Here is a 12309-nt window from a genome sequence, read left to right as displayed (position 1 = left end):
ATGAAAATGTACATATGCGTATTTGCTCTAATGCTATGGAGTGTAGTGGTTAATGCTCAAAATAAGACTTGTTACAAATTTACTGTGGCAGAAAAAAGATATGTAGATTCAGCCAAACTGTTTTATCCAGGGATGGAAAATGAGTTTCGTTATTGTAGAGAATACTTATGCGATACGATCTTTAGAGAACAAAGATTATTTTCAAAAGATACATTGCGAACATCATCTACATTTAAAGTCTCAAATAATAACTGGTTTGTGTTAATCGGAAAAAAATGGAGTCCATTTTATTTGAAAGGGAAAAGAGTTAATCCGGTAATAAAAATTAGTGGTTTGAATTACCGCCTTCAGATAAAAACCATTTATCACAAAGACGGGAATACGTTTATCCAATATATATTAAATCCTGCAGGTGACTTTACTTCTAGTGTTCATCCGATCTATACTTTTACGCCTTCCAAAGGTATTATAATGATAACCAGGGACGGGACTGTTTTAATTAGAGATGATTTGAAGTATGAAGAGTACAATTGATCTGGATTTAAGAGGTGTATCGGCGGTTGAATATTATGATCAAGGTCGGGCTAATAAAGTACTGCCTCTCCCCTTAGGAGCTATTTACTGTGGAAGTGTAATATTGATTTTATACGGAACCAAAAGGCAGTGGATAATAGACATTGCAAAAAGGACGCAGAAGAAGAAAGCGAAAAAATGAAGTATGTCCTGTATGACAGTTTTTTTACATCGGATAGGAGGATTTTTAAATTCTCAATGGTTCCCCTCGTTAGACGTTTACCATAAAATAGCATTGAAGACAGTACGAAGGCAATATTTATGCTTTCTTTTGTTCGTTAATATTTTTTCTATACTTTTCCAGTGAGAATCGGTCTGGAAGGTGCTCTATGGTTCTCATAGTTTGTTTTGTGGCAAATCCAAATTAATCGATCGATTCGAACTTTCCTACTATTAGGCCTTCAGAAATTTGAACATACGCTAAACATGGAATTTTTTACAGCATTTAATTTGTTTACAATTCTTATAATTGCCATTGGTGTTTTGATTAATGGATTTTTTTTAAGAAAAAAGATTAGTTAAGCCTGAACGACTTAATAAAGAAAGGCTTACGAGACAGGAATTTGTTATCGGTAACGATTTAGTAATGGTGCTTATTGCATTAATATTAATCCGATTTCCTTGTAAATCAGTAGCAAATATACAAAAAAATAGAAATCCCTTATTCTTACATTTGATTTTAGAGGCAGTTCTAGTTGACTAAAGTACTTGATTAAGAAGCTTTAATTCGACTATATTGATCAACGCTGTATCCATTAGTTGGTGTTAAATAACAACAGCGTTTAGCTATTTATTTATGCTCAATAATGAGCAAGGTGCCAATTTTAGATATGGAGTTTGAATTAAATATCGCTAATTCCGAAAAAAATATTACCCAAGTTGCACCCAACTTGGGTATTTTTTTGAAAGTTAATGGCAAAGTTTGCAGAGTGAATAGTTGCGTTGACTTAAATTCCGTACATCTCAAAATTTTAAGCTATGAAATATTCATTAGAAAATATCATTATAGAGATACATAATAAGGAGAATAAGATTTCATCTCAAAGCAAAAGCGTGATTGATGAGACGTATGAAATGACAAAATATCTTCAGGACCTTTTATTCTCTGTAAAGAAATATGTAGTTGAAGAAGGTTTTAAAAACGACGATGAAGAGGTGCACTTCTTCCGAACTATTAAACCGCAAATCCTGGGAAAGCTCATTTACTATAATAAAATCTATCGAATTGAAACTACCTGTCCTGTGAGCAACGGAAAAATCTATTACAGTTACTTCTCTAACCAATTGGCAAACCTAAAACGGGAATATGTTGAACATCTTTGCAACTCAGATTTTTATAGATATTATCGTTCCGGACGAATGGATCGTGATAATATTTATTTCAAGCGAGGTAACATAAATTATCATGATGGACTTAATAGCATCGTATTTGAGGTAGACCCTGATTTTTCAACATTCTTTGATTACAAAACTGCCAGGATTATTGCCAACGATCTGCTTTACTCTTACTTGATAACGAAAATCAATCCTGATGAAAATCCCGACATGGTATTTAAAAATACGGAAAGCCCAAAGGATGTCTCCTGGACAGAGAGTAAAAACGCCCTTATTGAATTGATATACGCCCTCTATGCTTCCAATTGCATTGGATTCGGAAAAATCGGCATTAGAAAGATAAGCCTAATGTTCCAGATACTTTTCCGAATACCATTAAGCGACTTGCATCATGCTTTCCACCGGATGAAAACAAGGGCAGGTTCCAGAACGGTTTTCTTAGACCAACTTAAGATTGCGTTAGAAGACTATATGGATAAAGACCTTTAATGTATTGAACACACATTTAAAAGCAGTACTCTGGACGTACTGCTTTTTTTTTGCCCATATGTGCCAATTGGCAAATCGTGGTAAAATGATGTAATAACAACCCCAAATCTTCTGAAACCCTTATCAAACAAGGGTTTTGCCGCTTTGCAATTATTTTCAAAAAACCGCTAAACCAATTGGCAGGCATTGGCAGACAAACTCTGCCACCCTTACCAATTTTGCATAGTAAACATTTAAAAAGCTGTGCAATGAAAATAATAACTATTGAAGATGAAGCGTGGCAACAGCTTAATAGCCGTATAAACGCCATTGCTGATTATCTGAAAAGACAGGAAGATAAAAGCTATGATGATCTGTGGCTCAATAACCACGAGGTATGCCAATACCTGCACATCAGCGAGAAAACGCTATGGCGTATGCGTACTAAAGGCGAGATAGCCTATTCAAAAATCTATGGTCAATATTTCTATACCATCGGAGCGATCAGGGATATGCTTAACGCTAATGCCATACAGAGCAGTGACGAGTTTGTGCAGGAACTTATGGCAAAGGGCAAAAGCTATGTCAAGAAAGGCAGGAAGATAAAGACAGATAACAAATAGGTATGAACCCTCAAAAAGTATGTTCCTATGAATATTGACAGAATGGAATTTTTGGCGTGGATGGAGCGCCTTATGGGTCGCCTCGATATGCTGGGCGACAATATAAACGAATTGCAAAAGAAACGCAACAGCATAGACGGCGAAGAATTACTTGATAACCAGGATTTGCTTCAGATGCTCAAAATCAGTAACCGTTCCCTTCAACGTTATCGCTCTATCGGCAAGCTGCCTTATTACACCATCAGCGGTAAGCTGTATTACAAACTATCCGACGTACATCAGTTCATAAGGGAAAGTTTTAATCCGCCTACCACCAAACTGAGCGCCAATAAGTGACAAATACTGCCTTTGAGTGCCACTTCGGGCAATGCAGTGAACGCTTCCTTTACATTCGGGCGTGAACTTTTAAATTTTCAGAATATGAGCGAAGAAACAACTAACAAACCGAAAATGCCCGAACAGCTATCGGACATTCTGTTGGTGCTGGATAAAGAAAAAATGAAAATCCAGGCGGTAAAGAGCATTGACGAGAATGGAAAAATGGAAACCGTAGACCCCACGAAAAAAAACCAAAACCAGTTTATGCGTGTGGACAAGAGCGGTGATTTCTTTTCCAACTTCTTTTCCAATTTTTTCAGTCAGTTAAAGAACCCTACCAATTTCTCATTCTTTAAAGTGCCTGCGCCACTTGCCGTTGAAAAGGCAGAGCAAATGCAGAAGCAGGTAGATAAGCCTACTCCCGAAGGCGAAAAAGTGATGAAAGAACACGAAGTAAAACCCGAACCTCAACCGGATAAAAAACAAGAAAATCAAAAAGATATGGCAACAACACAGACAGCACCGGAAACAGGCGAATACCGCTACAAACCGGAACAGATTGATTGGGACACGATGAACAATCTCGGATTAAGTAAGGAGTACCTTGAAAAAAGAAACCTCCTTGACCCTTTATTGAAAGGTTATAAAACTAATGAACTCTTACCGATAGGGGTTAACCTGGGTGGTACTATTCTTCGCACGGATGCCCGCCTGTCTTTGCAGCAAGCAGAGGATGGAAGAGTTGTGGTAGGAATACACGGCATTAAAAAAGAGCCTAACCTGCATTTTGAGTTTTTCGGACACAAGTTTACAGACGAGGATAAGAAAAACCTGCTCGCAACAGGCAACATGGGTCGTGTAGTTAACCTAACAAATACCAAGACAGGCGAACAGATGCCTTCTATTATCAGTATAGACAGGCTTACCAATGATGTAATTGCCCTACGGACGGAGTTCGTCAAAATTCCTAATGAGATAAAGGGCGTGAAACTGGACGATGCCCAAAAGCAAACCTTAATGGAGGGCAAGCCCTTAAAGTTAGACGGTATGACCTCCACCAAGGGAACAGAGTTCTCTGCAACCGTACAGTTCAATGCGGACAAGCGTTATGTGGAGTTTTTGTTTGACCGTAACAACACCAACAGGCAGACCCAAAACAATGGGCAGACCAATCAGCAGACCAATCAGCAAAGCCAGCCGCAGGAAGCGCCGAAAACTTTCAGGGGCAAAGAACTGACCGATGAGCAGCATAAGGATTTTAAAGCCGGGCAAACTGTTTACATCGACGGGTTGAAGGATAAGAAAGGGCAGCCATATCAGGGCTATATTACTTTCAATGCAGAAACCGGAAAAACAAACTTCCAGTTCCCAAGCCAGGTTAAGGCACAGGCAAAACCTGCCGAAGCCAATAAAACCCAGGTTGCCGTTAATTCTGAGGGTAAAAACAATGAAGCGACCAAAAAAATCAATGAGCCTTTGAAATCGGGACAGCATACTCCGAAAAACAAACAGCAGCAGGAGCAACAGGAAAAACCGCAAGCGCCTGCCAAATCCAAGGGAAGAAAAGTTTAGCGTATGAAAACAATAATTGCAGAAAAACCAAGCGTAGCAAGAGAAATAGCGGGCTTGCTGGGGGCATCCAAAAAAAAGGACGGCTACCTGACAGGTAACGGCTATCTTGTTACGTGGGCATTCGGTCACTTGATAGGATTGGGAATGCCCGAAGACTACGGCATTTCAGGGTTTGACAAAACCGCTTTACCGATATTGCCCAACCCATTTTTACTGACCGTCCGCAAGGTCAAAAAAGATAAGGGCTATATCGCCGATGCAGGTGCAACGAAGCAACTAAAAGTCATTAAAGAACTATTCAATAAAAGCGATAGCATCATCGTTGCTACCGATGCAGGACGTGAGGGCGAACTAATTTTCAGGTATATTTACGAATACCTGAAATGTGGCAAACCGTTTGAACGGCTTTGGATTAGTTCGCTTACCGAAAAAGCCATTAAGCAGGGATTTGATAACCTCAAAGACGGAGCAGACTTTGATGGATTGTATCAGGCGGCACAAGGCAGAAGCCGTGCCGATTGGCTCGTGGGCATAAATGCTACACAAGCGTTGAGCATTGCCGCAGGTAATGGCGTTTATTCGCTCGGACGGGTACAAACACCAACACTGGCCCTAATCTGCAAACGCTACCTGGAGAACAAAAATTTCACGGTAAGAAGCTACTGGCAGATCCAACTATCGCACAGCAAAGAAATGGTTGATTTTAAAAGCCTTTCCAAAAGCAGATGGGATGACCAAAGACTTGCCGATAATACGCTGAATGCCATACAGCGAAGTAATACGGCAACCGTGGCATCGGAGGAAACTAAAAGCGTTACAGAGCAGCCGCCGTTGTTGTTTGACCTTACAGGGCTGCAAAAGGAAGCGAACAAAAAATTGAACCTTTCGGCTGAAGAAACTCTCAACATTGCCCAAAGCCTTTACGAAAAGAAATTTATCACTTATCCACGCACCGGAAGTAAATACATTCCTGAAGATATGTGGACAGAAATTCCCAACCTCGTGCGGGCTTTGCAGGACCGTGATACCTGCAAGCAAGCCGTAAGCAAAATGAAATGGGGGCGTTTCAATAAACGCATTGTAAACGACCTGCGTGTTACCGATCATCACGGGCTACTGATTACGGATAAAATACCGTCTGCCCTTAACGCAAAGGAAAATTCTGTTTACGATATGATTGCCCTTCGGTTGCTCGAAGCTATTTCGCAAGCCTGTATCAAAGAAATAACCGACGTTAATTTGCAGGTACTGCATTATGATTTTGCAGCAAAAGGCTGTAAGATTATGGAAGCTGGCTGGCGTGGCATTAAAGGCAGCTTCTCGGAGGATGATAGCGAACCTGTGCAGGATATTCCCGAATTGAAAAAGGGCGACGAACTGAAAATAAAGGAAGCCTCCGTTTTGGAAAAGAAGACCAAACCGCCCGTACTATATACTGAAGCAGGACTTTTGTCGGCAATGGAAACTGCCGGAAAGGAAATAGAGAACGAAGAAGAACGGAAAGCCTTGCAAAATATAGGTATCGGCACTCCTGCGACAAGAGCCGCAATCATTGAAACCCTGTTTACCCGTAACTATATCCAAAGGGAAAAGAAATCCTTAATTCCTACAGAAAAAGGATTGCAGGTGTATGAGCTGGTAAAAGACCGGAAAATTGCAGACGTGGCGATGACCGCCGAATGGGAATTGGCTTTGCAGAAAATCGAAATGGGCGAAGCGGATGCGGGGGAATTTCAAACGGAAATGGAAACCTATGCTTCCTCAATTACAAATGAACTGCTGCAAACTTCAATTGCCAAAGGCAACCTGCCTCAACTGACTTGTCCGAAATGCAAAAGCCATCAACTCATTATCCGTGACAAGATTATAAAATGCCCTGATGAAGCTTGCAATTGGGTACAGTTCCGCAACGTATGTGGCGTACAAATCGGCATCGCCGATATTGAAAGCCTTGTCAACAAAAGGAAAACAACACTCATCAAAGGAATGAAAAGCAAGGCGGGAAAGAAATTCGATGCTTATATCGTATTGGATAATGACTGCAAGACCTCTTTTGAGTTTGATAATAACAAAAGCTACAAAAAGTAATGGAAAATAAGCCTACCATAATTCCAACTGAAATCAAGAACCTGATTCATACCCTACGTGGCAAACAAGTGATGCTGGACAGTGATCTCGCTTCCTTGTACCAGGTGGAAACGAAGAACCTCAACAAAGCCGTAAAAAGAAATATGGAAAGGTTCCCTGTTTCTTTCTGCTTTCAATTGACCGATGAGGAAGCCACCAACTTGAGGTTCCAAATTGGAACCTCAAGTTTAACTTATGGTGGCAGACGTTATTTACCATACGTTTTTACCGAACAAGGGGTTGCAATGGTATCTGCCATACTCCGTTCCGATATAGCCGTTAAAGTCAGCGTGGAAATTATGGAAGCCTTCGTAGAAATGCGGCGTATGCTCATCAGCAACGCTTCTTTGTTTCATCGTTTGGATAATATTGAATTAAAGCAAATCGAAGCCGACCAAAAATTTGAAGAGTTATTTAAGGCTTTGGAAAGCGACAAGCTCCATAGCGAAAAAGGTATCTTCTACAATGGGCAGGTTTTTGATGCCTACGCCTTTGTATCTGATATTATCAGAAGTTCCAAAAGTTCCATTATCCTGCTGGATAATTACGTGGACGATACAGTACTGACTTTGATGGGTAAACGCAGTTCGGTTGTAACCGCAACAATCTATACCAAAAGCATCAGTAATCAGTTACGGCTGGATTTGCAACGTTACAACAGTCAATATCCACCTATTGAAATTGAAGTATTTGCCGATGCCCATGACCGCTTTTTAATCATTGACGGTGCGGAGCTTTACCACATCGGGGCTTCGCTCAAAGATTTGGGCAAAAAATGGTTTGCATTTTCCCGAATGGATATTGAAGTCGGCAGGATGCTCCAAATTTTAAACAGGTAAAAATGAAACCCCTCTGAAATCTAAGAGGGGTTGCTGTATAAGGTCTAATAATTGAGCGTTAAACCTCCACCGAATCCCATATCACTATCATAATGCACACGCACATTCAAATTTTTATTGATAATGTATCTCAATTGACCCATAAATTCTTTGTCTGTATTGACCATAAAGCCAGCCCTCACTCTTTTGGACACAGGAATATCTTCACGCATCAGTGACAGTCGTATAATACCATCGTGATATACTTCTGCCTGAAAATTAACGAGCATTGGCAAGGTGTACATAAAGCCCAAGCTAAATGCTCTTCGTGTATCTTTTTCATTCTTTTGCCCGAACAGGTTCTTTTCCTGTTCGTCTATCCCCATTCTTCGATATCGCCAGTCAAAGCCTATAAACGGCATAAACCATTGCATTTTACCGATATATCTTCCCAAATGGGTTTCCACTTCATAGCCGTGCATATCGTTGTAACCCAATCGCCATTCTGTGCCTAAATTCCATCTTGTATTCTGAAGCATCGCTTCTCCGTCATTACCATTGGTTGCAAAATCATTCTGTATCATAAAATGTGGCATATTACTTTCTCTTTGTAATGCTTTATAGGCTTTTGGCTTATCAGGCAGATAAGGGTTCTGATAATCACCCACGGCAAACACACGGTTCATCCCCGACATCATGTGATAGAGTATATGGCAGTGAAAAAACCAGTCGCCCTCCTCATTCGCTGCAAATTCTATCGTATCAGTTTCCATCGGCATAATATCAATGATATTTTTCATCGGTGCATTTTCGCCGTTGCCGTTCAATACCCTGAAATCAAACCCATGCAGGTGCATCGGATGGCGCATCATAGAGTTATTGTAAATGGTAATGCGTAAAATTTCTCCTTTATTTACCGGTATTTTATCGGTTTCGGAAAGCACCTTATTGTCCATGCTCCATACATAACGGTTCATATTTCCCGTCAGGGTAAATTTAATGTCTTTCACCGGGGCATCTGTAGGAAGTGTTGTATTGTGCGGAGATTTCAGCATAGCATAGTTTAGGGTAACAATATCTCCCAAAGCGTTGGCATTATAACGGTTGGGGTCATTGTCCATTTTCATACCATGTTGGTTATGGTCTGGTTTTTTTTTCAGCTTCGCCAGTTATTTCGGGGTACATGACCACGTTCATGTCCATTTGGTTCAGGCTCATTTTCATACCCATATCATCTAAGTCGCCATTCATTTTCATCATGTCGTTCATCATTTTCATACCCTCAAAATATTTGAGCCTCGGAAGTGGTGAAATAAGCTGTTTGATACCATTTCCAATGTAATAGCTTGCTGATTGTGTCCTATCCTCGGTTGTTGCAAGGAACTCATAGGACAACCCATCATCGGGAATGGTAACTACCACGTCATAGGTTTCCGATACGGCAATGATGAGCCTGTCCACCTCAACAGGCTCTACGTCATTACCATCACTTGCTACTATGGTCATTTTGCCGCCAGCGTACCGGAGCCAAAAGTAAGATGATGCACCGCCGTTGGATATACGTAACCTTACCTTGTCGCCTGCCTTTAGGGTCTTACCGTCAACTGTTTTCAGGTCGGTAGTATGGTTTCCGTTGATGAGGATTTTGTCGTAATACACGTCGCTCACGTCCATTGCCAACATCCGTTTCCATTCATTGGTTAATTTGGTTTTAAACTTTCCTTCACGGATAGCCTCTGCGTAAGATTGCGTAGCATTCTTTTTAATCGCCGCCCAATCATTGGCATTATGTAGCATCCGGTTGATGTTATTCGGATTGAGATTTGTCCATTCACTCAAAATGATGGGTACAGTAGGCAAATCATCAATTCCCTTTCTAAGGGTTTTATCATCATCCCGCTTTTTCATTATAAAACTGCCGTACATCCCAATCTGCTCCTGCAAACCAGAATGGGAATGATACCAATGCGTTCCGTTTTGTATAATTGGAAAACGATAGGTATAGGTTGCCCCTGCTTCGATAGGCTTTTGGGTAAGCCAGGGTACGCCATCTTCTTTGTTGGGTAAAAATACGCCGTGCCAATGCAGTGATGTACTTTCCTTTAACCGGTTATGCACCACAATCTCGGCTGTGTCGCCCTCTGTAAATGTGAGCGTTGGCATCGGTATTTGACCGTTTAAGGCAATAGCCCTTTTTGATTTACCTGCATAGTTTACGATAGTGTCTTTTACATACAAGTCATAACGGACAACTTTTTGTGCAAAAGAAATATGTGCTGCTAAAAGCAATAAAACTATCGGCAGCAGCTTTTTTTGAAAAAGGTTTTGTATATCCATTTTAAAAATCTCATTTATTAATTTTTAGAAGACTTGCATTGATAGCTACTACAATTGTGCTTACACTCATCAGCACAGCACCCATTGCGGGGCTTAAAATAAATTTCGGATAGAGTATGCCTGCCGCAAGCGGAATTGCAACCACGTTGTAACCAACTGCCCATATCAGGTTTTGCACCATTTTTTTGTAGGTACGTTTAGCAAAGCCAATCAGCTTTACTACATCTCTTGGGTCGCTGTCCACCAATATGATATCCGCAGTTTCGGCAGCCACGTCAGTACCGGAACCTATGGCTATGCCCACGTCAGCCTGTGCCAGTGCAGGCGCATCATTTACACCGTCGCCTGTCATTGCCACGGTTTCACCTTTTGCCTGTAATTCCTTTACTTTCTCCTGCTTGTTGTGCGGAAGTACATTTGCTAAAAAACCGTCCATTCCTAATTTGTCGGCTACTGCAGCTGCAATCCTCTCATTGTCGCCTGTGAGCAGAAAAGATTTGATACCCATTTTTTTGAGTTCGTCAATTGCTTGTTCCGAACCCTCACGGATGCTGTCTGCCAAGGTGATAATCCCGACTACTTTATCTTCAATTAACAGAAAGTTTACCGTTTCGGCATCCTGATTGATTTCCTTTGGTATTTCCGGTAACGAAAGGTGGTTTTCGCTGAAGTAGTTTTTTCCGGCAGCTATGACACTTTTCCCGTTGACGTTACCTTGCACACCGATGCCCTGCATGTAGCTAAAATTCTCCGATTTCCATAAGGCAAGGCGCTTTTCCTTTAAGGTTGCCATAATGCCTTTTGCGATATGGTGTTCTGAATTTTGCTGTACGGCAGCGGCATACTGTATCAGCTCATCGGCATTGTATTCACTGTTCAACGGGATAACCTTTTCTACGGTATGGGAACCTTTGGTGAGTGTTCCGGTTTTGTCAAAAATAACGGTTGATATGTTCCTTGTGATTTCAAATGCGTTACGGTTGCGTATCAACAGACCATTGGTTGCCGAAAGTGTTGTGGAAATAGCAACTACCAACGGTATAGCCACACCTAAAGCGTGCGGACAGGCTGTTACCATTACCGTTACCATTCTTTCCAATGCAAAGGCGGTATCGCCACTATTTGCAAACCAATAAATGAATGTGCCTACTCCTACGGCAATGGCAATAAAGGTCAGCCATTTTGCTACCTTGTCCGCAAGGTTCTGTGTACCCGATTTGGTTGCCTGTGCCTCTTGCACCAGGTTAATGACCCTGTTCAGGTAGCTGTCTTTCCCAATGGCTGTTACCTTAACTTTCAATGCTCCATCTCCATTGATAGACCCTGCGATAACCTTACTGTCCTTTTCCTTTTTTACGGGAACGCTTTCGCCTGTGAGCATACTTTCGTTAATATAGGAAAGCCCCTCTGCGACCAAGCCATCAGCAGGAATTTTTTCACCCGGTTTTATGATAACCGTTTCACCGCTTTGCAGTTCTTGGAGCTTTATCTTCATGGCTTCACCGTTCCGCTCAACAGTGACATCGTTCGGGAGCAACGCTACCAATGTCTGCAATGCCCTCGATGCCGCCATTTGGGAACGCATTTCGAGCCAATGCCCCAATAGCATAATATCAATAAGGGTTGCTAGTTCCCAAAAGAAATCCATCCCCTGCAAACCGAAAACAACAGCTACCGAATAGATATAGGCAACGGATATGGCTATGGCAACGAGGGTCATCATACCTATGCTTTTGGCTTTTATTTCACCTGCCATTCCTTTTAAGAATGGCAAGCCACCATAGATATAGATAGCTGTTCCCAATACAAGCAACACGTATTTATCGCCCATAAATGCAATGCTGAAACCAAGCCATTGCTGTATCATGTGCGAAAGCAGCAGGATAGGAACTGTGATGACGAGGCTTGCCCAAAAACGTTTCAGGAAATCACCCGTATGATGCCCTGCGTGTTTATTAAAGTTCTCTTCAGTATGTTTATGATGGGTATGTTCTGAATGACCATGTTCTGCTTTATGGTCGTGAGAAGTTGACGGATTACCCATTGAAACCAATGCCATACCGCAAAGCGGGCATTTGCCCGGCTCGTCCTTTAGCACCTGCGGGTGCATGGGACACGTATATTTTACCATCGTTTTA

Annotated in this window: 10 protein-coding genes; 7 read left to right on the top strand and 3 right to left on the bottom strand. The window is 41.4% G+C overall.

Annotated elements, in window-relative coordinates:
• The 7 genes from U0033_RS07685 to U0033_RS07655 all read left to right on the top strand — a co-directional run bounded on the left by U0033_RS07685 (nucleotide 1) and on the right by U0033_RS07655 (nucleotide 7855).
• A complete protein-coding gene (locus U0033_RS07685) occupies nucleotides 1–534 on the top strand; it encodes a hypothetical protein (RefSeq protein WP_143150757.1) in 534 nt (177 codons plus the stop codon).
• 1017 nt (nucleotides 535–1551) lie between these two features.
• Entirely contained in the window at nucleotides 1552–2397 is an 846-nt protein-coding gene (locus U0033_RS07680) for an RteC domain-containing protein (protein ID WP_072362397.1), read from the top strand.
• Between the two features lie 248 nt (nucleotides 2398–2645).
• On the top strand, nucleotides 2646–2999 hold the full coding sequence (locus U0033_RS07675) for a helix-turn-helix domain-containing protein (RefSeq protein ID WP_072362398.1): 354 nt from the start codon (nucleotides 2646–2648) through the stop codon (nucleotides 2997–2999).
• Between the two features lie 27 nt (nucleotides 3000–3026).
• A complete protein-coding gene (locus U0033_RS07670) occupies nucleotides 3027–3335 on the top strand; it encodes a helix-turn-helix domain-containing protein (RefSeq protein ID WP_072362399.1) in 309 nt (102 codons plus the stop codon).
• 84 nt (nucleotides 3336–3419) lie between these two features.
• Complete coding sequence (locus U0033_RS07665) at nucleotides 3420–4889, top strand: DUF3945 domain-containing protein (RefSeq protein ID WP_072362400.1); 1470 nt, start codon at nucleotides 3420–3422, stop codon at nucleotides 4887–4889.
• 3 nt (nucleotides 4890–4892) lie between these two features.
• Nucleotides 4893–6977, top strand: a complete 2085-nt coding sequence (locus U0033_RS07660) for a type IA DNA topoisomerase (protein WP_072362401.1) — start codon at nucleotides 4893–4895, stop codon at nucleotides 6975–6977.
• Nucleotides 6977–7855 carry an ORF6N domain-containing protein gene (locus tag U0033_RS07655; protein ID WP_072362402.1) on the top strand — a complete coding sequence of 293 codons (879 nt, stop codon included), beginning with the start codon at nucleotides 6977–6979 and terminating at the stop codon, nucleotides 7853–7855. The genes U0033_RS07660 and U0033_RS07655 overlap by 1 nt, the downstream gene beginning before the upstream one ends.
• A gap of 44 nt (nucleotides 7856–7899) precedes the next feature.
• Here the strand turns inward: U0033_RS07655 and U0033_RS07650 are convergent, their stop codons facing one another.
• The 3 genes from U0033_RS07650 to U0033_RS07640 are packed head-to-tail and all read right to left on the bottom strand — an operon-like array spanning nucleotide 7900 to nucleotide 12302.
• Nucleotides 7900–8961 (bottom strand): multicopper oxidase domain-containing protein, encoded by a 1062-nt coding sequence (locus U0033_RS07650; RefSeq protein WP_245801782.1) that lies wholly within the window; start codon nucleotides 8959–8961, stop codon nucleotides 7900–7902.
• 10 nt (nucleotides 8962–8971) lie between these two features.
• The gene (locus U0033_RS07645; protein ID WP_245801783.1) at nucleotides 8972–10171 is read right to left on the bottom strand and encodes a multicopper oxidase family protein; all 1200 of its coding nucleotides are present in this window, start codon (nucleotides 10169–10171) and stop codon (nucleotides 8972–8974) included.
• Between the two features lie 10 nt (nucleotides 10172–10181).
• Nucleotides 10182–12302, bottom strand: a complete 2121-nt coding sequence (locus U0033_RS07640; RefSeq protein ID WP_072362403.1) for a heavy metal translocating P-type ATPase — start codon at nucleotides 12300–12302, stop codon at nucleotides 10182–10184.
• Nucleotides 12303–12309 lie beyond the last annotated feature (7 nt).

It is taken from the genome of Chitinophaga sancti (genome assembly GCF_034424315.1).
Classification (GTDB): Bacteria; Bacteroidota; Bacteroidia; order Chitinophagales; family Chitinophagaceae; genus Chitinophaga; species Chitinophaga sancti.
This window is presented reverse-complemented; position numbering and strand designations above follow the sequence as displayed.